The sequence below is a fragment of the Vogesella sp. genome, from assembly GCF_046297735.1.
Lineage (GTDB): Bacteria > Pseudomonadota > Gammaproteobacteria > Burkholderiales > Chromobacteriaceae > Vogesella > Vogesella urethralis.
Genome location: NZ_JBKBHK010000005.1, coordinates 14,612 through 35,317, shown reverse-complemented (window position 1 = coordinate 35,317; position 20,706 = coordinate 14,612). Strand labels below are relative to the sequence as shown.

The window sequence follows — 20,706 nt, the reverse complement described above, 5'->3', positions numbered from 1 at the left end:
CCTGGTGGGGTATACGATAAGGGCGTCAGTCAACCGGTAACACCTGATGAATACCGCCCGTTTACACCTGCCCGTCAGCGGCATGAGCTGCGCCGCCTGCGCGCTGCGCATCGAAAAAGTGCTGAACCGTCTGCCCGGCGTGGCCGCCAGCGTCAGCTTTGCCAGCGAAAGCGCCGACGTCGATTACGACCCGGCGCAAGCCGGCCCGCAGCAAGTGCTGGACGCCATTGCGCGCGCCGGCTTTGCCGTGCCAGACGCGGTGCTGACGCTGGCGCTGACTGGCATGAGCTGCGCCGCCTGCGGCCAACGTATCGAAAAGGTGCTGAACCGCCAGCCCGGCGTGCAGGCCAGCGTCAATATGGCCAGCGAAACCGCACAGCTGCGCTTTGCCAGCGGCCTGTATACCCCCGAACAGCTGCTGGCGGTGGTGCAGGGCGCCGGCTTTGGCGCCAGCGTGCTGGACGACGCCGCACCGGCCACGCCGCAGCACGACGACCGTCGCGAGCTGGCCTGGTTTGCGCTGGCGCTGCTGCTGACGCTGCCGTTTATCGGCGAGATGGTGGCCATGTTCGGCGGCGGCCACCACGGCTGGTTATCCCGTGAATGGCAGCTGCTGCTATCGGCGCCGGTGCAGTTCATCGTCGGCTGGCGTTTCTACCGTGGCGCTTACCATGCGCTGCGTAGCGGCGCGGCCAACATGGACGTACTGGTGGCGCTGGGTACCAGCGTGGCGTGGTTGCTGTCGGCGTGGGTGACGTTGGCCACCGACCACAGCCAGCACGTGTACTTCGAGGCCAGCGTGTCGGTGATCACGCTGGTGCTGCTGGGCAAGCTGCTGGAAAGCCGCGCCAAGCGCCGCACCGCCGGCGCTATCGAAGCACTGCTGGCGCTGTCGCCCAAGACCGCTAACGTGGAACGTGATGGTCAGCTGCAAGAGGTGGCCATCGGCAAGCTGTTGCCCGGTGACGTGGTGGTGCTGCGCCACGGCGAGCGGCTGGCGGTAGACGGCACCGTACTGGCCGGCAGCGCGGTGCTGGACGAAAGCGCGCTCAGCGGCGAAAGCCTGCCGGTGGCGCGCGGCGAGGGCGATACCGTGTACGCCGGTACCCAGAACGCCGGCGGCATGCTGAAGGTACGTGCCACCAGCGTCGGCCAGGCCACGCAGTTGGCCGCCATCGTGCGCGCCGTGGCGCAGGCGCAGGGCAGCAAGGCGCCGATCCAGGCGCTGGCCGACCGCATTTCGGCCATCTTTGTGCCGGTGGTGCTGGCCATTGCCACGCTGACGCTACTGATCACGGCTTGGTGGCTGGGCGATTGGCAGCAGGCGTTGATTCACGCGGTGGCGGTGCTGGTGATTGCCTGCCCGTGCGCGCTGGGCCTGGCCACGCCCACTGCCGTGATGGTGGGCGTCGGCGTGGGCGCGCGGCGCGGCATGCTGTTCCGCCACGCCGCTGCCTTGCAGCACGCGGCCAACATCGACCTGCTGGTGGTGGACAAAACTGGCACCCTCACCGAAGGCAAGCCGCAGCTTACCGACATCATCCCGCTGGCCGACATCCAGCCCGACGCCGTGCTGACGCTGGCCGCCACGCTGGAGCAGGGCGCCGAGCACCCGCTGGCGCAAGCCATCGTGCAGGCCGCGGCTGCCCGCCAGCTGGCGCTGCCGCATCTGGCCGCGTTCGATAGCGAGATCGGCCACGGCGTATGTGGCCAGATTGCCGGCCAGGCCTACCGCTTGGGCGAGCCGCAATGGGCGCTGGGTCAGTTGCCTCCGCAGGCTGCCGCGCTGTACGCGCAAGGCAAGACCGTGCTGGCGCTGGCCGCCGGCGACACACCGCTGGCCTTGCTGGCGCTGGCCGACCGTTTGCGGCCAACGTCGGCCGCCGCCGTCTCCGCCTTGCAGGCACTGGGTGTGCAGGTGGTGATGCTCACCGGCGACAAGCAGGCCACCGCCGACGCCATTGCCGCCGAAGCCGGCATTACCGAGGTGCACGCCAGCCAGCGCCCGCAGGACAAGGCCGCCTACATCCAGCGCCAGCAAGCCGCCGGCCGCCGCGTGGCGATGGTGGGCGACGGCATCAACGACGCCCCGGCGCTGGCGGTAGCCGACGTCAGCTTTGCCATGGGTGCCGGTGCCGACATTGCTATCGATACCGCCGACGTCACGCTGATGCACGGCAACCTGCAGCACCTGGCCGACGCACTGCGCCTGGCGCGCGCCACGCTGGGCAAGATCCGCCAGAACCTGTTCTTTGCTTTTGTCTACAACGTGCTGGGCATCCCGCTGGCCGCATTGGGCTTGCTGAACCCGGTGCTGGCCGGCGCGGCGATGGCGCTGAGTTCGGTGTCGGTAGTCAGCAATGCGCTGCTGCTGCGGCGCTGGCGGTGATGCAAGGTGTGCGGTGTGGCGACCGTAGGAATATAGAATCTACCAGTCAGACAACCTTTTCCGTGCTGCACGCTCAGGCTGCCTGGCGCTGCCGATTCAGCAACGCCGCCAGCCGCGCCTGGTTGCCGGCGTTTTGCACATTGGCAAAGCCGGCGCTTTGCAGCTGCTTGCATGCCATGGCCGAGCGCATGCCGCTGGCGCAGTACAGCAGCAGCGCCGGCGGTTTTTGCTGTTTCAGCCAATCGATGCGGCTGGCCAGCTGGCCCAGCGGGATGTTGATGGCGCCGGCGGCGTGGCCGCTGGCAAATTCCCCTTGTTCGCGTACATCGATGATCAACGCCCCTTGCGGGATGGCTGCTACCGGTTTTGCCGGGGCGCCGAACAGTTTTTTCAACCAGTGGATCATGGCCCGTCCTTGTGTGTTCGTTGGATATTGTTATCGGACAGTGGGGTATCACTGCCGCTAATGTTATCGACAGCAATAAATCATTTCTGAAGGCCGCACGCAGCCTGTTCCGGCACCCCCAGTTTTTTCAGCAGCAGCGCCAGCGGGCAGAAGTTGCTCAGCGCGTACTGCAGCAGGTTGGCACCGACAAAGGCGGTTAGCCACAGCCAGTTGGGGCTGACAAACAGCGGGCTGGCGCTGGCGCCCAGTGCGAGCGACAGCAAAATCATACAGCCGGCAAAAAAGCGGATGGCGCGTTCGATGGTCATGATGTGGTGCTTTCCTGCGTTTGGCCGCGGTGGGCCATGTAATAGAGCAGCGGGATGACCACCAGCGTCAGCAAGGTGGACACGAAAATGCCGAAGATCAGCGAGATGGCCAGCCCGTTGAAAATGGGGTCGTCCAGGATGAACAGCGCGCCGATCATCGCGGCCAGGCCGGTCAGCGCGATGGGCTGGGCGCGGGTGGCGGCCGAGCGCACCACCGCGTCGGCCAGTGCGCTGCCGGCGGCTACTTCCAGCCGGATGAAGTCCACCAGCAGGATGGAATTGCGCACGATGATGCCGGCCAGTGCGATCATGCCGATCATGCTGGTGGCGGTGAACGGCGCGCCCAGCAGCGCATGGCCGGGCATGACGCCCACCAGCGTCAGCGGAATTGGCGCCATGATGATCAGCGGCATCAGGTAGGAGCCGAAGTGCGCCACCACCAGCAGGTAGATCAGCACCAGGCCCACAGCGTAGGCGGCGCCCATGTCGCGGAAGGTTTCATAGGTGATCTGCCATTCGCCGTCCCACTTGATGGCGTATTCGCGTTGCGGGTCGGCCGGCTGCCGGATGAAGTACTCGCCCAGCGGCTGCAGGTTGGCGGTCTGGATGGTCGCCAGTTGGCCGCGCAGGGCAAACATGCCGTATAGCGGGCTGTCTTCGCCGCCGGCCATGTCGCCGGTCACGTAGTCTACCGCCATGCCGTCCTTGCGCAGGCGCGGGCGCTCGGTGTCGGCCGGCACCGCTTTTACCAGCTCGGACAGCGGCATCACGCTGCCGTCGCCGGCGCGGACCGGCAGTGCCAGCAGCGCGTGGGTATCGCCCTGCAACGCTTGCGGCAGGCGCAGCTGTACCGGCACCGCGTACTTGCTGAGGTCGCGCAGCCAGGTGGCGTTGTCGCCGGCCAGCCCGGCGGCCAAGGTGCTGACAATGGCCGCTTGCGGCACGCCGCGCTGCATGGCTTTTTCGCGGTCGATCAGCAGCAGGGTGCGCGGGCCTTGCGGCTGCACGGTGCTATCCACGTCCACGATGTGCGGGCTGCGCTTGAACACGGCCTCCAGTTGCTGCGCCACGCCGGCACGGCCGGCGGCGGACGGGCCGTACACCTCGGCCACGATGGGCGCCATCACCGGCGGGCCGGGCGGTACCTCTACCAGTTTGATGCGGGCGCCGTAGTGGCGGGCGATCTGTTCCAGCGCCGGGCGGTAGCGCAGCGCCAGGCGGTGGCTGGACGCGTGGCGCTGGTGTTTGTCTTGCAGGTTGATCAGGATGTCGCCGCTTTCAAAGCCGCTGCGCAGATAGTACTGGCGCACCAGGCCGTTGAAGTTGATCGGCGCGGCGGTGCCGGCGTAGGCCTGGTAGTTCACCACCTCGGGCTGCTGGCCCAGCCAGTTGCCCAGGCTTTGCATCACCGCCGCGGTGTCTTCCAGCGGGGCGCCGGCCGGCATGTCCACCACCAGCTGCAGCTCGGATTTGTTATCGAACGGCAGCATTTTCAGTACCACCAGCTTGGCCACCGGCAGCGCCAGCGACAGCGCCACCATGCCGGCTACGCCCAGTAGCAGCAGGCTGCGTGCGCGGGCGCCGTGTTGGGTATGCAGGAACGGGGCGAACAGCCGCGCGGCCAACGGTTGCAGGCGGGCAGACAAGCCAGCGTGGTGCTGGGGTTGCCGTGGCAGCCAGCGCTGCGCCAGCCACGGCGTCAGCACGAAGGCAATGGCCAGCGAGATCAGCATGCCCATCGAGGCATTGATCGGGATCGGGCTCATGTACGGGCCCATCAGGCCGGACACGAAGGCCATGGGCAGCAGGGCGGCAATCACGGTGAGCGTGGCCAGGATGGTGGGGCCACCTACCTCGTCCACCGCACGCGGAATCAGCGCCGTCAGCGGCGCCGACGGGTCCAGCTGGCGGTGACGGTGGATGTTTTCCACCACCACGATGGCGTCGTCCACCAGGATGCCGATGGAGAAGATCAGCGCAAACAGCGACACCCGGTTCAGCGTGAAGCCCCAGGCCCAGGAAGCAAACAGCGTGGCGGTCAGGGTGAGGATGACGGCGACGCCGACGATGGCGGCCTCGCGTCGGCCCAGCGCCAGCAGCACCAGCGCAACCACCGAGGCGGTGGCGAAGCCCAGTTTCTGGATCAGCTTCTGCGCCTTGTCGTTGGCGGTGGCGCCGTAGTTGCGGGTGAGCGTGACCGCCACATTATCCGGCAGCAGCGTGCCGTGCAGCTGCGCCACGCGCTGCGCCAGCGCGTCGGCGATGTCCACCGCGTTGCGGCCCGGCTGCTTGGTGATGCTGAGGGTAATGGCCGGCGTGCTGCCCTTGGCGTCGCCGTACCACACGTAACGGCTGGGCTGTTGCGCGCCGGCGTTCACCTCGGCCACGTCGCGCAGGTACACAGGCCTGCCGTTGCGTACCGCCACGATCAGGCTGGCCACTTGCTCGGCGTTTTGCAGGAACGGGCCGGCCTCCACGGTGATGGCCTGGCGGTTGACGGTTTGCCCCAGCGGCAGCGCCTGGTTGGCCGCCGTCAGTGCCTGGCGCAGGTCGTCCACGGTCAGGCCGGTGGCTTGCAGCTTCTGCGGTAGCAGGCTGACGTTGATGGCCTGGCCGGGGCCGCCGAGGGTAGCCACTTCGCGGGTGCCGGGTACGCGTTTGAGCTCGCCTTCCAGCGCGTGGGCGATGCGTTCCAGGTCCAGGCTGCCCAAAGTCCGGTCGCGTGCGTGCAGGGTAAAGGTAACGATGGGCACGTCATCGATGCCCTTCGGTTTGATCAGTGGCTGGCCCACGCCCAGCCCGGCGGGTAGCCAGTCGGCGTGGCTGTGTACCGTGTCGTACAGCCGCACCAGCGCGTCGATGCGCGGTACGCCCACCTTGAACTGTACGGTGAGGATGGCCATGCCCGGCCGGCTGACGGCGTACAGGTGATCCACGCCGTCGATCTGGCCCAGTACCTGTTCGGCCGGCTGCGCCACCAGGCTTTCCACGCTTTCCGCACTGGCGCCGGGGAAGGGGATCAGCACATTGGCCATGGTGACGTTGATCTGCGGCTCTTCTTCGCGCGGGGTCACCAGCACGGCGAATAGCCCCAGCAGCAGCGCCAGCAGGGCAATCAGCGGGGTAATGCGGGCGTGCTGGAAAAACGCGGCCAGGCGGCCGGCGATGCCCAGCTTGTGCGGGGTATCCATCAGCGTGCTCCCGGTGTGCGGGTCAGTGCGGCAGCCTGTTCGGCGTTGGCGGCGATGCGTTCACCAGCGCGCAGGCCGGCCAGCACCGGGAAGCTGCCGTTTTCGGCGCTGCCCAGCCGCACATAGCGCAGGCTGGGCCGGCCGTTACCATCCACGATATAGACAGCGTCAAACTCGCGCTGGCGGCTGACGGCGGCTGCCGGCACCCGTAGCTGGCTGTCGCTGCCGTGCAGGGTGAAGCCCGCTTGCACCATTTCGCCTACCGGCACCGGGCTGCCGGCTTGCAGGTTGACGCGCACGGTGCGGGTCTGGCTGCTGGCGTCGGTGGCCGGAAACCACTCGATGCGGCCAACCTTCAGCGCCTGGCCGCGCCAGTTGAGCGTGGGCGCGGCCTGCTGGTTCACCTTGTTGTACACGCTGGCCGGCAGCTGCACTTCCACGCGCAGCCCGCTGCCATCGTATAGCTCGACGATGGCTTGACCCGGCATGGCCAGCGCGCCCAGGTCGCCATTGACGCGGGCGATGGTGCCGGCAAACGGCGCGCTCAGCTGGTATAGGCCGGCCTGGGCACCGGCGGCACGGGCGGCGGCGATCTGTGCGCGTGCCTGCGCTTCGGCGGTTTTCAGTTGCGCTTGGGCGCTGTCCAGCGCCGACGCGCTGATGAAGTTCTGTGCTGCCAGCTTTTGGGTGCGCGCGAACTCGCGCCGCGCCTGCTCCAGCTGCGCCTGCGCGGCAGCAATCTGCGCCTGGCTGGCGCTGGCCGACTGTTGGGCGGCTTCGCCGTCTACCCGTGCCAGCAGGGCACCGGCCTTCACGTTGTCGCCTGCCCGCACCGGTAGCTGCGTCAGGCGGCCGGCCACCGGCACCGACAACTGTGCGCTGCGTTGCGCCTGTACCACGCCCTGGCTTTGGTAGCTGGCGCTATGCGACTGGCTGCCCAGCACCAGTGTGGCGAGCGGGGCGGCCAGGCCGGGGCCGCTGAGGGCGGCGAGGCAGGCGAGCAGGCTGAAGCGGGAAGTGTTCACGGCAGGCTCCGGGTTAATGTTTTACTAAACATAATATAAAAATTGATAATGTACAACGTCAGGATTATCATGGCCTTGCGATCGCCGGTGGGCAGGTCGCAGTCTGCAGACAGGAGAAATCATGCTGAAACGCAATGCACACGAATTGGTGGCGGCTGCCAAAGCGCTGATTACGGAATGCACGCCGCAGGCGGCGCAGGCAATGCTGGCTGGTGGTGAGGTATTGCTGCTGGACGTGCGCGAGCCGGACGAGTACCGCGCCGGCCATCTGGCCGCTGCCGTCAATATTCCTCGCGGTTTGCTGGAGTTCCGCCTGTCTGGCGATGCGGCGCTGGCCGATACGGAACGGCCGGTGTTGGTGTACTGCAAGACCAGTGGCCGTGCCGCGCTGGCGGCGTTGGTGATGCAGCAGATGGGCTTTGGCAAGGTCACGTCGCTGGCGGGCGGCTTCGATGCCTGGGTGGCTGCCGGGCTGCCGGTGCAGCAGCCGCCGGCGCTGGGGTTTGACTGAGCCGGAAGGAGGCGCAAAAAAAGGTTGGCCGCGGCCAACCTTTTTTGCTTGCGCTGGGGCAGGGCTCAGTACAGGCCGAAAATACCCATCAGCGTGAAGACCAGCACAAAGCAGGTGACGCCGGTGAGGATCAGGTTGGTCTGCTTTTCCTTGCTCAGCGAGTCTTCCAGCGAACGTTCCTGGCTCTTGATGGCGTGCAGCTGGCGTTGCAGCTCGGCTTTTTCATTGTCCAGCCGCGCAATATTGTCCAGCAGGGCGGCAATCGGCACTTCGGTGATCTTGTCGGTTTCCCAGTTGCTGATCAGGCGCGAGATCTTGTCCTTGAAATAACGGCCGGAGCGTTGCTCGCTGTCCAGAAACTCGATATCAAAACCCTGCGCCGCCAGCCGTGCATTGCGTTTGACGCGGGCTTCATCCCCTTCTGCTTCCGGGTTGGGCAGCGTGGTGGGCAGCACGCTGTATTCCGAATACTGGCTCTTCAGCCACAGGATGGCCTGGGCGTAGGCGTAGCTGGTAAGGCCCATACCGGTGAGCTCTGCGCTGAGGTTAAAGCCGGATTTGGGGCCGAACTGCACGCACTGGCGTGGGTGGTCTACCGATACCTGCAGGCAGTTGCGGGTGTTCAGCCACTCGCTGACTTCGCCCTGGTATGGCTTCCATTGCCCGCCCTGCACCTGGGCAAAGGCGGCAAACTGGATGCGGAAAAAGTCGGACTGTTGCGTCTTGCCGAAGCTGCGGCGCACGAACACGTACACCGGGTTGCCGCCGTCGCTGAGTGCCAGCAATTGCTCGCCGTGCGTGGTGGACAGGCCGGCCAGGAACACCTCGTTTTCCATTGGCGGCAGCGGTGGTGGCTCCGGTGCCGGCGCCGGGGTAGTGGCTTTGCTGGTTTTGGCGTTCATGATCGGGCGGCGTTTCAAGAGTAAGTAGATTGAAGCCTACACGATTTTACAGCGTTTGGTTATAGCTATAGACAGAAGCGCTATCGGCATGTCATGGCTGGTGTAGCAAAGCCACAGCCCCCGACCAGGCGGGGGCTGTGCAGGGCGTTGGTCGTGGCTAACGCTCAGTCCCAAGGCGTATCGATGGTGCTGCTATCGCCGGTGGCTGCAGTGCTGGCGCTGGCGGTAAATGCAAGCGGTGCCGGGCTGCTGCCTGCGCCTGCGTCCAGGCCGCCGAGCGCGGCGACCAGGTCGTTGACCAGATCACCCAGCTCCTCGGCCATTAGCAGGAAGGTGGCGTCAAACAGGCTGGCCAGATCGTCACCGGCCTGGCTGGCTTCCTCTTGCAGTACGTCCAAGAACTGCAGGCGCTTCAGTTGCAGCTGGTCGGTCAGCACGAAGCGGATGCGCTCGCGCCAGATCAGGCCCAGGCGGGTAACCTGCTTGCCGGTGGCAATATGCTGGCGGATTTCTTCGGCGGTGAGGTCGATGCGGGTGCAGCGCACCACGGCGCCGTTCTCGCTGCTGTCTTTCAGCTCGCACTCGGCGTCCAGCTCGAAGCCGTAGCTGGCTTCGCCGGCGGCCAACCAGTCGGTCATTACCGCATGCGGCGACAGCGCGGTACGCGGCAGCGCGGCCGGGAACGGGGGCAGGGCTTCGCGCAGCGTGGACACCAGGTTTTCTGCCTTGCTGGCGGTGCCGCTATCGACCATCAGCCAGCCGCGGCTGCTATCGATATAGGCAGTGGTACGGCCGGAGCGGGTAAAGGCGCGCGGCAGCAGGTCGTCGGTAATCTGCTCTTTGAGTTGCAGCTTTTCCTTGCGGCCAACCTTGCGCAGTTCGGCGGCTTCGATCTCGGCGACCTTGCCGTCGAGGTGATCGCGGATCACGCCGGCGGGCAGCACTTTGTCCTCGCGGCGCAGGCTGACCATGCGGTAGCCGCGCGATTCGTGCAGCGGGCTGTCCAGGTGGCCGGCGGGGGCAACCCAGCCTTCGCTGAACCAGTCGAGGCCACTGCAGCGTTGAAACGGACGACGGGCCAGGGCATCACCCAGTTTGGCGCTGTCGATGGGGAAGTTGTCGTCCAGGCGGAAAAAAGAGAGTTGCTTAAACCACATATTTGATAGATAATCTTTGTCCTTGCTGAATCGCATTGATTGTAGCGTAAAAACGCTACTGCCAGTCAGATTTCAGGATGAATGAATCGGCAGCGGAGTGTAGCTTAGCCTGGTAGAGCGCTACGTTCGGGACGTAGAGGCCGGAGGTTCGAATCCTCTCACTCCGACCATTTCATTCACAAGCACTATTTTGATCGGGGTGTAGCTTAGCCTGGTAGAGCGCTACGTTCGGGACGTAGAGGCCGGAGGTTCGAATCCTCTCACCCCGACCACAATCTGTAAGTATCATGCACCATCGGGGTGTAGCTTAGCCTGGTAGAGCGCTACGTTCGGGACGTAGAGGCCGGAGGTTCGAATCCTCTCACCCCGACCACAATCTGTAAGCACATGCACCGTCGGGGTGTAGCTTAGCCTGGTAGAGCGCTACGTTCGGGACGTAGAGGCCGGAGGTTCGAATCCTCTCACCCCGACCATCATACTGGCCTGCCGCGTGCAGGCTTTGTTGTTTCTATCCTGTTTATTTGATTGCAGCGTAGTCTTGCAGCCTGTGGCTCGCCACGATTTCCCGATAGCGGCCGCTATGTTGCAGTTTCTGCAAACCGCGTTCAAACGCCTGCTGCCAGTATGCTTGCAGCGGGCCATTATAAAAGCCCACCGATAACGCTTCCCTGGCCAGAACCACTTCACCCCAGTACAGCGCCGGGCTGCGCGGAATACGGTTTTGCCGGATTAGCGCTTCCCCTACTGCCTTCTCGCTGATGGCAATGTCTATTCGCCCCTGTTGCAGCTTGCGCAGGTTGGTTTCATCGTCACGTGCCTGATCAAAGTTGCTACCCAGCTGCCAGATGACTGGCGTGTAGCTATAGCCCGCCACTACGCCTGCGCGGCGGCCGGCGAGCGGGTTGCTCGTCATCGTTAAAAACTGGCTGCGCTGGTAAAAACCGATCACGCTATAAAACACGGCTTGCGACATACGTACCTTCAGGGTTTTTTCGTCGTGACGGCGTACCCCGATGACGCCATCGAAACGACCACTGGAAGACAGGGAGCTCAAACGCTGCCATGGCAAGACCGTGATATGCACCGGAATGTCTTCCAGCTTCAGCGCGGCCTGGACAATGGCGACCAGTGCGCCTTGATCCGCTGCCTTGCTATCGATATAAGGCGGGTAGTGAAACGTTGCCAGGCTGATGGCCGGGTTGGCGGTCTGTGCCAGGCTGACGGCCGGTTTGAGTGCGAGGCATAGGCAGACAAGCAAGCGGCTGGTTGAAGGCTGACGTCGAATAGGCATGGGCAACGTGGTGCACGGCGGTGGCAAAAAAACAGGTATGCCCCAATTGTCGGCCGTGATGCCGGTATGGATAAAACATTAAGAATACGGATAAACGTATCTATAAATTGGAATGTGGGGAAATCACGACGGGGTGGCAAAGCATGGTGCCACCCCGGTCGAGATGCAGCATTAGCCGCGAATGCGGCGCAGCACTTCTTCCTTGCCGATCAAGGCCAGTACCGCGTCAACCGACGGCGTCTGGGTGGTGCCGCATACCAGCACGCGCAGCGGCATGCCCAGCTGGCCCATCTTGATGCCTTCGTCGGCGCAGAACGGCTTGAACAGGCTGTGGATGCTCTCGGTGTTCCAGCTATCCAGCGCGGCCAGGCGGTCGGCAAAGCGTTGCATGCGGGCGTGGCTGTCGGCGCCCAGGTGCTTTTCCACGTCTTCGGCTTGCGGGCTGCGCTTGGCGTAGAAATAGTCCACCTCGCGGGCCAGCGCGTTCAGGTCTTGCACGCGCTCTTTCACCAGGCCAATCACGTCGGCCAGTGCCGGGCCGTGGCGGGTGTCGACGTTGGCCGCAGCTAGGCGCTCGGCGATCAGCTCGCCCAGGCGGGCGTTGTCGGCGGCCTTGATGTGCTGGGCGTTCAGCCACAGGAATTTTTCGTTGTTGAAGCGGCTGGCGGACGGGCTGACCGCTTCCAGCGTGAACCACTCGACGAATTGTTCCATGCTGAAGAATTCTTCGTCACCGTGGCCCCAGCCCAGGCGCGCCAGGTAGTTCAGCAGCGCTTCCGGCAGAATGCCCTTGGCGGCGTAGTCCACCACGCTGACAGCGTCGCGGCGCTTGGACATCTTCTGGCCGTCTTCGTTAAGGATCATCGGCAGGTGGCCGTACACCGGCAGCGGGGCGCCCAGCGCCAGCAGGATGTTGATCTGGCGCGGGGTGTTATTGACGTGATCGTCACCGCGAATGACGTGGGTGATGTTCATATCCCAGTCGTCCACCACCACGCAGAAGTTGTAGGTGGGGCTGCCGTCCGGGCGCGCGATGATCAGGTCGTCCAGCTCTTCGTTGCTGATCTCGATGCGGCCTTTGACCGCGTCTTCCCACACTACCGAGCCGGTCAACGGGGTTTTGAAGCGCACCACCGGTTGTACGCCTGCCGGCGGCTGCGGCAGCGTTTTGCCGTCTTCCGGGCGCCAGCGGCGGTCGTAGCGCGGTTTTTCGCCGCGGGCTTCCTGTTCGGCACGCAGCGCGTCCAGCTCTTCCTTGCTGCAGTAGCACAGGTAGGCGTGGCCGCTGGCCAGCAGTTGCTGGATCACTTCCTTGTACCGGTCAAAGCGCTGGGTCTGGTAGAACGGGCCTTCGTCGTAGTCCAGGCCTACCCAGTGCATGCCGTCCATGATGGCTTTTACCGATTCCGGGGTAGAGCGTTCCAGGTCGGTGTCTTCGATGCGCAGCACGAAGGTGCCGCCTTGCTTGCGGGCAAACGCCCAGGAGAACAGTGCCGTGCGCACGCCGCCGATGTGCAGGAAACCGGTGGGGCTGGGGGCAAAACGGGTGCGGATCATGGTCTACGCCTGCTGTGAATCGTAAAACCGGTATTGTACGTTGCCAGCGAAAGGGCGGGCAAACCGCGCAGTAGCAGCTGGCAGACGAGAGCGCCCGCTTGCTGCGCTAAGCTGCTTTAAAATGGCCAGGGCTTTTGACAGCTGTAAGCAAAATACGCGGATGTGTTTGTATCGATAACACTGGCTGCGTTACCCTGCGTGGATTAGACAAGGTTTTTCTGTAAAAGCGCGAGCTTGGCCGCTGGCTGGCTGCGCTATTCTGAGGGTAGTTCCAGCGCAATGGCTGTCAGGGCTATGATGAACAAGCAAAGCGGTTTTACACTGGTAGAAACCATCGTGGTGGTGGCCATCATCGCCATTGTTATGTCGTATGCCGTGCCTGCCTACAACCGTTTTGTGGCGCAGAATAAAGTACAGTCATTTGCCTACGCGCTGGCAGCAGATCTGGGGCAGGCGCGCTCCGAGGCCATTCGGCGTGGTGCCGATGTAACGGTATGCGCTGCCTCGCAGAGCACCGCCACCAGCTGCGGTACTGCCGCACAGTGGAACCAGAACTGGATCATTCTGGTGCGCACCGGGGGTGCTAGCGGTACGGTACTGAAAGTGCACCAGGCCGAAGCCGGCGCCGTGGCGTCGGCCAGTCTGGCCGGTTTGCGCTTTGCTCCCAGTGGCCAGGTGAAGTCCGACGCCAGCAATGCGCGTATCAATAGTAGTGACGGTGTCGTGGTGTTCCGCAATAGCGACAGCACCGTGTCTGCTACGGTCACCATTGCTCCCTACGGCAGTATCCGGGTAGGTAACTGAATGAATCACAATGCTTCACAGCAAGGCTTTGCCTTTGTCGAGCTGCTGGTGTCGGTGGTGATCATCGGCTTCGGCCTGCTGGCAGTATCAATGCTGCAGACCAATGCGCTGCAATCCACGCGGCTGGCTTATCTGCGCGCCAGCGCCGGCGAGCTGGCACTGGCTTACGCCGAGCGGGTACGTGCCAATACCGGCGACAATATCTATGTGTACGACGAAGACAACAACCTCTACCGCCTTGCTTCGGCAGTGGGCTGCTATTTCAATGCTGCTTCCGGGACCGACCCGTCCGATGCTGCGGCAATGTGTACCGCTGTAACGGCGGCCAACGCCAGCCAGGCCGCTATCGCTACTGCCGACGATGCTGCGATGGATACCTGGGTCAGCAATGCTAGTTCGGTGTTGCCCGGCGGCAGCTGGAGCCTGAACCTGATGCGTAATGGCGTGGTGGCCAGTGGCATTGCCGCAGCCAGCTGCAATTATTCGCTGGCTTCCGGCTCTGCGGCCAACCAGCCGTGTTCGTTCCAGGTGGTGATCAATTGGCAAGACCCGCGCACCGGTGCGGCCAGTCTCGGTTACGTGTTCAGGTAAGCGCCATGAAAACAAGACAATACGGTCTGACCATGGTGGAGCTGATGGTGTCGCTGGCACTGTCGCTGTTTCTGATTCTGGTGGCCGCGCAGTTTTTTATCGCCAACAAGTCAACCTACCGCACCCAGCAGGCGCAGGCCGACGTGCAGGAGCGTGGCCGCTTTGCCATGTCGTGGCTGGGGCAACAGATCCGCCAGGCCGGTTATGTGGCCAACTCGCAGATAGCCAGCAGCTTTGCCACGTTGTATCCGGCCGTCAACGCCAGTGGCAGTGCGGTGGCAATGGGCGTCTCGCAACTGTTTGCCGGTAGCTCGTCTACCTTGCAGCTGCGGGTGCGGGGTGCTGACGACAGCAATATCGTGGATTGCCAGGGCCGCGGCATGGGTGTGGCCTCGGCGGTGACCCATGTCATCAACCGCAACGGCAACAGCCTGGCTTGTGACGGTAACGAAGTGGTGCCGGGCGTAACGCAACTGGTATTCGAGTACGGTGAAGATGTTTCCGGTGACCGTATTCCCGACCGTTACGTTGCGACAGCACCGGCGTCTGCCGTATACGCTATCAGGGTGTGCATGGTGGTGGAGTCACTGGAAAACAATGTAGCGCCGTCGGCGGTGGGCTTTACCGACTGCGGCAACACGGCCAGCAGCACCAGTAATAACCGCATCGCCAAGGTATTCCGTACTTCGGTATACGTGAGGAACGCACCATGAGCCGGATGCAACAACGCGGCTTTTCGCTGCTGGTGGTAATGGTGTTCCTGCTGGTGCTGGGCCTGTTGGGCTTTGCTGTCACCAAAAGTGCCATTGTGCAGGAGCGCATTGCCGGTAATGTGCGTGAGAAGAACGTTTCCTTTTTTGCTGCCGAAGCGGCATTGCGTGAAGCCGAGGTTTATCTGGGCACGGTGGATGACCTGTCCGCTCTGACCGGTTCCGCTACCGTAGTACGCAACACGGTATCGCCGCTGGGGGGCGCCTCGTCCAGCTATACCATCAGCTGTATCAATAACTGCGTTGCCTCGGGTGGCAAGGTGTTTTATCGGATTGTGGCCAGCGCGACCGGGGTGCGTAACGACTCGGTCACCGCGTTGGAGTCGGTGATATCGGTAGAAGAATGATTGTGGAGAAACACATGAAGCAGCAGGGCTTTACCCTGATAGAGCTGGTGATCGTGATTGCCATTGTTGGCATTCTCAGCAGTATCGCCATGCCGCTGTACCGCGACTACGTGGTGCGCGCCAACCGCACCGAGGCCAAGACCGCGCTGGCCGCGGTGGCGTTGGCGCAGGAGCGCTACTATTCGGCCAACAATACGTATAGCACCACGCTGGCGTCGCTGGGCACGGTGATGGGCATTGCCAGTAGTGGCCTGACCGAAAACGGTTACTACAACATCAGCATCGCGGCGGCCAGCCCGACTGTCGGTTACACCCTCAGCGCCACGCCGCAAAGCAAGGCCGGGCAGAATACCGACAAGTGCAATATCCTGACGCTGACCAATACCGGCGTCAAAGGCGTCAGCAGCGCCACCAGCGGCTATACTGCGGCCAACTGTTGGTAAGCGGTGTCATGCGGCTGGCGTCTGGGCGCCGGCTGCATTAAGATAGCCCCCTTTTTGCCGGATGGCGTCGCCGTCCGCACGTGCCGATACTGAAAGGACTGCGCGCAAACCTGCTTTGCCCGGTGACCTGAACCATGAAAAACGCCATGAAACCGAATAATGAAACAGCACTGGGTGCGGCACTGAAGACGGCCGTACAAAGCCTGAGCAAGAAAAGCCAGACCGAGATGATCGCCGCTCACGTCTACGCCAAGTACGATGTGTTCAAGCGCTTCCTGCCGCTGGCGCTGGGCATCCACGAGGCGTTGATCGCCGAACTGCCGCAGTTCGACGCCCAGCTGGTGGCCCGTGTGCTGGCTAACCACTGCCGCCGTCAGCGTTACATCAAGTCGCTGGCCCGCGGCGGCAAGCGCTTCGACCTGGCGATGAAGCCGGTCGGCGTGGTGAGCCCGGAAGAAAAAGCCGCCGCCGAGCGCATGGTACAGCCGCGCCCGGCCAAGGCCGACGCTGCAGCACCGGTTGCCGCCGAGGTACCGGCTGCTGAAGCCGTGGTCGCCGAAGCCGCCAAGACCGACAGCGCGGAATAATCCGCACAGCGGCCAGACAACCCCTCCCGATACGGCGAGGGGTTTTGTTTTTTCAGCAAGGACAAAACCAAGCATGCTGACACGTCAACACGGCGTCACCATCGAGTTGTGGCGCGGCGATATCACCCGGCTGACGGTAGACGCCATCGTCAATGCGGCCAACCGTGGCTTGCGTGGCGGCGGCGGGGTGGACGGTGCCATCCATCGAGCTGCCGGCCCCGGCATGCTGCAGGCCTGTTTGCAGCACGGTTTTTGCCCGGTGGGCGAGGTGCGGGTAACGCCCGGTTTCGCGCTGCCGGCACGCTGGGTGTTTCATACCGTTGGCCCGGTATGGCGCGGTGGCGACGAGGACGAAGCCGCTCAGCTGGCGCAGTGTTACCGCCATTGCCTGGACGAAGCGGCCAACCGTGGCGTGCGCGAGTTGGCGTTCCCGGCCATCAGTTGCGGCGTATACGGTTACCCGGCGCTGGCGGCGATGAGCGTGGCGTGGCAGGCCATTACCGAATGGTTGGCCGCAGCGCCGGCGCATGAGCTGCAGCGCATCGTGCTGGTGGCTTACGACGACGCGGTATGGCAAGCCGGCTGCCGCGTGATGCCCGGCATCTCGTGAGTGCCGGTTATAGGCAAGCGTTCGAAACTTATCAAAAAACGGTATTAGGCAGCCCGGGCGTGGCTGTATAGAATTGCCCAGCATAACGGCCTGCGCCGTGCGCTCAACAGGAGAATAAACAATGCGTATTGCTTCTTCCGTCACCGACCTCATCGGCAACACGCCGCTGGTACGCCTGAACCGTGTCACCGAAGGCGCCGGCGCCACCGTGGTGGCCAAGCTGGAGTTCTTCAACCCGGGCCATAGCGTGAAAGACCGCATTGCGGTAGCGATGATCGATGCCGCCGAGCAAGACGGCAAGATCGGCCCTGGCACCGTGATCGTGGAGCCCACCTCCGGCAACACCGGTATCGGCCTGGCCATGGTGTGCGCGGCGCGCGGTTACAAGCTGATCATCACCATGCCGGAAACCATGAGCCGCGAGCGCCGCCAGCTGCTGCGCGCCTACGGTGCCGAGCTGGTACTGACCCCCGGCCCGGACGGCATGGGCGGTGCTATCGCCAAAGCCCGCGAGATCGTGGCGGCCAACCCCGACACCCACTTTCTGCCGCAGCAGTTTGAAAACCCGGCCAACCCCGAGATCCACCGCCACACCACCGCCGAAGAAATCTGGCGCGATACCGACGGCCAGGTGGATATTCTGGTAGCTGGCGTCGGCACCGGCGGCACCATCACCGGCGTGGGTGAAGTGCTGAAAGCGCGCAAGCCGGGCGTACAGATCGTGGCAGTAGAGCCGGATGCATCGCCGGTGCTGTCCGGCGGAGCCAAGGGCCCGCACCCGATCCAGGGCATCGGCGCCGGCTTCGTGCCGCCCATTCTCAATACCGGCATCTACGACGAAATCATCCGCGTCGGCAACGATGACGCGTTCGAGACCGCCCGTGCCGTAGCCAGCCAGGAAGGCGTGCTGGTGGGCATCTCGTCCGGCGCCGCCGTGTGGGCTGCGCTGCAGCTGGCCAAGCGCCCGGAAAATGCCGGCAAGCTGATCGTGGTGGTCATTCCGTCGTTCGGCGAGCGTTACCTGTCCACCGCGCTGTTCCAGCATCTGGCCGACTGATCATCCGCTCCCACGTATGCCGACACCCGGCAGCTAGGCCCAATGCCAGTCAGTTAACTCTTACTGGCGTCTTTTTGGCTAGGAGTTTGCTGCGTTCAGGAGTGCTGTTGTGTCCGCGATGCGGACAATAATTTAGATGCCGGTTCCGCCCGGCAGACGGGAAAGGGGGCGGATTGCCGCCCCCTTTTCATTCCCCCGCAACCCGGGGCTGCTCGAAACCCCGTTCAAAATGGCACGCCCCAGGCGCCGCCGAACTCGCTCCTCGCTAACGGCTCGGAGCTCAAACAAATCGGCGTCTTAAAACCTGGGGCGCACCATTTTGACCGGCTCGCGCCAACGGGATGGGGCGCTACACACACGCCCTCCTACTTGATGGCCAAGCATATTTGCCTAACTGACTGGCATTACGCCGCCAGGCGGGGTTTTTGCATTCAGCGACAGGGCAGGGCAGCGCCAGCGCGCAATCCCGATTACAATGCCACACATGAAACGATTGCTTCTGATGCTGTCTCTGCTGTGGCTGGCCGGTTGCGCCGGCTTGCCGGAGCTGGGGGGCGGCGGCCATGCCGCTGCCGACGTGCTGATGCGCGAAGCGCAGCAACTGGCGCCGCGTGTGGGCAAGGGCGAGCTTACCCGCGTGCAGGTGGCCGACAAGCTGGATGCGCTGCGCCAGCAGCAGGTTGGCCGCAACGCGGTAGACGACGACGTGTTCCGCACCTATCGCCGTATCGCCCAGCAGCGCGATGCCGGCCAGATCGACAGTGCCCGTGCCCAGAAACAGATGGAAGACCGTCTGGAAATGTGGCAACGGCGCTGGCCCACGCTGCCGGAAAAACCCGCCAACCCGGCTTTTACCCAGTTCCTGCTCAAGCTTTACAGCCTGCCGCCTTTGCCGCGCTGACCCCTGCCTGATGAAAAAGACCCCTGCCAGTACCGGCTGCCATTGCGGCCAACCGTTGCCTTACGCCGCTTGCTGCGGCCGCTACCACCACGGCGAGTTACCCGCACGCGCCGAACAGCTGATGCGCTCGCGCTATAGCGCCTTTGTACTGCAGCTGGAACCCTACCTGCTGCAAAGCTGGGCCAGCGCCACGCGCCCCGCCAGCCTGGATCTGAGTGCCGACGACGGCGTGAAGTGGCTGGGCTTGCAGGTACTGGCCACCTCGGGCGGTGCAGAGGGCGACGATAGCGGCACCGTGGAGTTCGTGGCGCGCTACAAGGTGGGCGGCCGCGCCTACCGCTTGCACGAAACCAGCCGCTTCTGCCGTGAAGACGGCGCCTGGCGCTATATCGATGGCGACCTGCATCAGGGCTAGTGCTTGACCTAAGTGCTTGATGGCGATCATTTTTTATCGCTATCGGGCTGGGAATGTTGGCCGCGTGTGCCATGCTGGAACGGGCATCTGCCCGGAAAGCGGAGGTGACACGTGAACGATACCCTGCATGACTTCATCGCCCAGCTGGAACGCCACCAGGCCGAAGGGCGCGACCTGGGCCAGCTGTTGTCGGTCGACCCGGTGCGCCAGCTGGCGTTACCGCTCAATCACCAGACTTGCAGCCAGCTGCGTGCCATGGCGCAGGTGTTCCAGTGTGACGAGGCCTTGCTGGCGTCGGCCATTCTGGCTGGTGCGCTGCGTCACATGCAGCAGCATCTGGATGAAGATCTGGACGCGCTGGCCAGGCTGGCGCGCGAGGCGCTGGACAGCCCGTGCCAGGCCGCCAGCGAAGCCATCTAGCCCGGCTTGCCCTGCAGCAGCATGGTCAGTTGCTGCAGGGTTTGCCGCAGCATGGCCGATTCGGCCTCGCGTCCTTCCGCGCCGTAGCGGCAACGCATTGCCTGCGGGATGGCGGCGGCCTTTTCCTCCAGCGCCTTGCCGGCGTCGCTCAGCCACACTTCCACCCGTCGCTCATCGTCGCTGGCGCGCCGCCGTTGCAGCAGGCCGGCGGCTTCCAGCCGCTTCAACAGCGGCGTCAGCGTGCCGGAATCCAGCAGCAAGCGCTCGCCCAGCTGCTTGACGCTGGCGCCATCCTGCTCCCATAGCACCAGCAGCACCAAGTATTGCGGGTAGGTCAGCCCCAACGCCCCCAGCAGCGGCTGGTAGGCCTGGGTCATGCTGCGGCTGGCGGCGTACAGCGCAAAGCACAGCTGCCGATCCAGTTGCAGTTCCGGTGTCATAGCAGGCGCTCGATCTCGCTGCGCAGCGCTTCCGGTTTGGTGCGCGGGCCGAAGCGGCCAACCACGCGCCCCTGGCGATCCAGCAGGAACTTGGTGAAGTTCCACTTGATGGCACGGGTGCCCAGAATGCCGGCTTTCTGCTGCTTCAGGTATTGCCACAACGGGTCGGCGTTGGCGCCGTTGACGTCGATCTTGGCTGCCATCTTGAAGCTGACGCCGTAGTTTTTCTGGCAAAAGCTGCCGATGGCTTCGGCGCCGCCGGGTTCCTGCTTGCCGAACTGGTTGCACGGGAAGCCGATCACGGCCAGGCCTTTGTCGCCCAGCTCGCGGTGCAGCGCTTCCAGGCCTTCGTACTGGTAGGTAAAGCCGCATTCGCTGGCGGTATTCACCAGCAGCAGTACCTTGCCCTGGTAGTCGGCCAGCTGGATGTCGCCGCCCAGCAGGGCGGGTACGCGGTATTGATAGACGGACATGGTGTTTACTCTGATTGTGAAAAATTAAATTGTACACAATTGAAATGGCAAAAAAAAGAGCGATGCGGCAAGGGGGAACCACAACGCTCAGAAGAAACGGCTTGCTGTGCC

At 63.8% G+C, this 20,706-nt stretch carries 23 protein-coding genes and 4 tRNA genes; 17 read left to right on the top strand and 10 right to left on the bottom strand.

The window, feature by feature from the left end; translation table 11 throughout:
* The first annotated feature begins 46 nt into the window (after positions 1–46).
* Positions 47–2,389: a heavy metal translocating P-type ATPase gene (locus ACK4FZ_RS07655; RefSeq protein ID WP_409819501.1), complete on the top strand. Its 2,343-nt coding sequence runs from the start codon at positions 47–49 to the stop codon at positions 2,387–2,389.
* A gap of 73 nt (positions 2,390–2,462) precedes the next feature.
* On the opposite strand, the gene ACK4FZ_RS07650 is transcribed toward ACK4FZ_RS07655, so the two are convergent.
* The 4 genes from ACK4FZ_RS07650 to ACK4FZ_RS07635 all read right to left on the bottom strand — a co-directional run bounded on the left by ACK4FZ_RS07650 (position 2,463) and on the right by ACK4FZ_RS07635 (position 7,319).
* Complete coding sequence (locus tag ACK4FZ_RS07650; RefSeq protein ID WP_144372112.1) at positions 2,463–2,795, bottom strand: rhodanese-like domain-containing protein; 333 nt, start codon at positions 2,793–2,795, stop codon at positions 2,463–2,465.
* 80 nt (positions 2,796–2,875) lie between these two features.
* Complete coding sequence (locus ACK4FZ_RS07645; RefSeq protein ID WP_144372111.1) at positions 2,876–3,103, bottom strand: DUF2892 domain-containing protein; 228 nt, start codon at positions 3,101–3,103, stop codon at positions 2,876–2,878.
* Positions 3,100–6,294 carry an efflux RND transporter permease subunit gene (locus ACK4FZ_RS07640; RefSeq protein WP_409819499.1) on the bottom strand — a complete coding sequence of 1,065 codons (3,195 nt, stop codon included), beginning with the start codon at positions 6,292–6,294 and terminating at the stop codon, positions 3,100–3,102. The genes ACK4FZ_RS07645 and ACK4FZ_RS07640 overlap by 4 nt, the downstream gene beginning before the upstream one ends.
* Entirely contained in the window at positions 6,294–7,319 is a 1,026-nt protein-coding gene (locus tag ACK4FZ_RS07635) for an efflux RND transporter periplasmic adaptor subunit (protein ID WP_409819496.1), read from the bottom strand. The genes ACK4FZ_RS07640 and ACK4FZ_RS07635 overlap by 1 nt, the downstream gene beginning before the upstream one ends.
* A 121-nt stretch (positions 7,320–7,440) precedes the next feature.
* Between ACK4FZ_RS07635 and ACK4FZ_RS07630 the strand changes: the two genes are divergently transcribed.
* A complete protein-coding gene (locus tag ACK4FZ_RS07630; protein WP_409819494.1) occupies positions 7,441–7,830 on the top strand; it encodes a rhodanese-like domain-containing protein in 390 nt (129 codons plus the stop codon).
* Positions 7,831–7,895: 65 nt separating this feature from the next.
* On the opposite strand, the gene ACK4FZ_RS07625 is transcribed toward ACK4FZ_RS07630, so the two are convergent.
* On the bottom strand, positions 7,896–8,732 hold the full coding sequence (locus ACK4FZ_RS07625; RefSeq protein ID WP_144372107.1) for a hypothetical protein: 837 nt from the start codon (positions 8,730–8,732) through the stop codon (positions 7,896–7,898).
* A gap of 164 nt (positions 8,733–8,896) precedes the next feature.
* Positions 8,897–9,889: a recombination-associated protein RdgC gene (locus ACK4FZ_RS07620; protein WP_409819491.1), complete on the bottom strand. Its 993-nt coding sequence runs from the start codon at positions 9,887–9,889 to the stop codon at positions 8,897–8,899.
* Positions 9,890–9,982: 93 nt separating this feature from the next.
* On the opposite strand from ACK4FZ_RS07620, the gene ACK4FZ_RS07615 reads away from it, so the two are divergent.
* The 4 genes from ACK4FZ_RS07615 to ACK4FZ_RS07600 all read left to right on the top strand — a co-directional run bounded on the left by ACK4FZ_RS07615 (position 9,983) and on the right by ACK4FZ_RS07600 (position 10,362).
* Positions 9,983–10,059, top strand: a tRNA-Pro gene (locus ACK4FZ_RS07615).
* A 25-nt stretch (positions 10,060–10,084) separates the two neighbouring features.
* Positions 10,085–10,161: transfer RNA gene (locus ACK4FZ_RS07610), tRNA-Pro, on the top strand.
* 24 nt (positions 10,162–10,185) lie between these two features.
* A tRNA-Pro gene (locus ACK4FZ_RS07605) sits at positions 10,186–10,262 on the top strand.
* 23 nt (positions 10,263–10,285) lie between these two features.
* A tRNA-Pro gene (locus tag ACK4FZ_RS07600) sits at positions 10,286–10,362 on the top strand.
* Positions 10,363–10,406: 44 nt separating this feature from the next.
* Here the strand turns inward: ACK4FZ_RS07600 and ACK4FZ_RS07595 are convergent.
* Both ACK4FZ_RS07595 and gltX read right to left on the bottom strand, forming a co-directional pair.
* Entirely contained in the window at positions 10,407–11,180 is a 774-nt protein-coding gene (locus tag ACK4FZ_RS07595; protein WP_409819488.1) for a substrate-binding periplasmic protein, read from the bottom strand.
* A gap of 171 nt (positions 11,181–11,351) precedes the next feature.
* Positions 11,352–12,737, bottom strand: coding sequence for a glutamate--tRNA ligase (gene gltX, locus ACK4FZ_RS07590; RefSeq protein WP_409819485.1), 1,386 nt, complete (start codon positions 12,735–12,737; stop codon positions 11,352–11,354).
* Between the two features lie 294 nt (positions 12,738–13,031).
* Between gltX and ACK4FZ_RS07585 the strand changes: the two genes are divergently transcribed.
* From ACK4FZ_RS07585 to ACK4FZ_RS07535, 11 genes are all read left to right on the top strand, one after another.
* Positions 13,032–13,541 (top strand): GspH/FimT family pseudopilin, encoded by a 510-nt coding sequence (locus ACK4FZ_RS07585; RefSeq protein ID WP_409819482.1) that lies wholly within the window; start codon positions 13,032–13,034, stop codon positions 13,539–13,541.
* On the top strand, positions 13,542–14,132 hold the full coding sequence (locus tag ACK4FZ_RS07580) for a prepilin-type N-terminal cleavage/methylation domain-containing protein (RefSeq protein WP_409819480.1): 591 nt from the start codon (positions 13,542–13,544) through the stop codon (positions 14,130–14,132).
* Between the two features lie 5 nt (positions 14,133–14,137).
* Positions 14,138–14,845, top strand: a complete 708-nt coding sequence (locus ACK4FZ_RS07575) for a PilW family protein (protein ID WP_409819477.1) — start codon at positions 14,138–14,140, stop codon at positions 14,843–14,845.
* Positions 14,842–15,249, top strand: a complete 408-nt coding sequence (locus tag ACK4FZ_RS07570; protein WP_409819475.1) for a PilX N-terminal domain-containing pilus assembly protein — start codon at positions 14,842–14,844, stop codon at positions 15,247–15,249. The genes ACK4FZ_RS07575 and ACK4FZ_RS07570 overlap by 4 nt, the downstream gene beginning before the upstream one ends.
* A gap of 14 nt (positions 15,250–15,263) precedes the next feature.
* Complete coding sequence (locus tag ACK4FZ_RS07565; protein WP_409819473.1) at positions 15,264–15,692, top strand: type IV pilin protein; 429 nt, start codon at positions 15,264–15,266, stop codon at positions 15,690–15,692.
* 146 nt (positions 15,693–15,838) lie between these two features.
* The gene (locus ACK4FZ_RS07560) at positions 15,839–16,279 is read left to right on the top strand and encodes a ProQ/FINO family protein (protein ID WP_409819470.1); all 441 of its coding nucleotides are present in this window, start codon (positions 15,839–15,841) and stop codon (positions 16,277–16,279) included.
* Between the two features lie 73 nt (positions 16,280–16,352).
* On the top strand, positions 16,353–16,889 hold the full coding sequence (locus ACK4FZ_RS07555; protein ID WP_409819467.1) for a macro domain-containing protein: 537 nt from the start codon (positions 16,353–16,355) through the stop codon (positions 16,887–16,889).
* 121 nt (positions 16,890–17,010) lie between these two features.
* A complete protein-coding gene (gene cysK / locus ACK4FZ_RS07550) occupies positions 17,011–17,946 on the top strand; it encodes a cysteine synthase A (protein ID WP_409819465.1) in 936 nt (311 codons plus the stop codon).
* Positions 17,947–18,430: 484 nt separating this feature from the next.
* A complete protein-coding gene (locus ACK4FZ_RS07545; protein WP_409819462.1) occupies positions 18,431–18,847 on the top strand; it encodes a hypothetical protein in 417 nt (138 codons plus the stop codon).
* 10 nt (positions 18,848–18,857) lie between these two features.
* On the top strand, positions 18,858–19,262 hold the full coding sequence (locus tag ACK4FZ_RS07540) for a YchJ family protein (protein ID WP_409819460.1): 405 nt from the start codon (positions 18,858–18,860) through the stop codon (positions 19,260–19,262).
* 111 nt (positions 19,263–19,373) lie between these two features.
* Positions 19,374–19,682, top strand: a complete 309-nt coding sequence (locus ACK4FZ_RS07535; protein ID WP_144372091.1) for a hypothetical protein — start codon at positions 19,374–19,376, stop codon at positions 19,680–19,682.
* Here ACK4FZ_RS07535 and ACK4FZ_RS07530 read toward each other — a convergent pair.
* Positions 19,679–20,122 (bottom strand): MarR family winged helix-turn-helix transcriptional regulator, encoded by a 444-nt coding sequence (locus ACK4FZ_RS07530; protein ID WP_409819459.1) that lies wholly within the window; start codon positions 20,120–20,122, stop codon positions 19,679–19,681. The genes ACK4FZ_RS07535 and ACK4FZ_RS07530 overlap by 4 nt on opposite strands.
* The gene (locus ACK4FZ_RS07525; protein WP_144372089.1) at positions 20,119–20,595 is read right to left on the bottom strand and encodes a glutathione peroxidase; all 477 of its coding nucleotides are present in this window, start codon (positions 20,593–20,595) and stop codon (positions 20,119–20,121) included. The genes ACK4FZ_RS07530 and ACK4FZ_RS07525 overlap by 4 nt, the downstream gene beginning before the upstream one ends.
* Between the last annotated feature and the right edge of the window lie 111 nt (positions 20,596–20,706).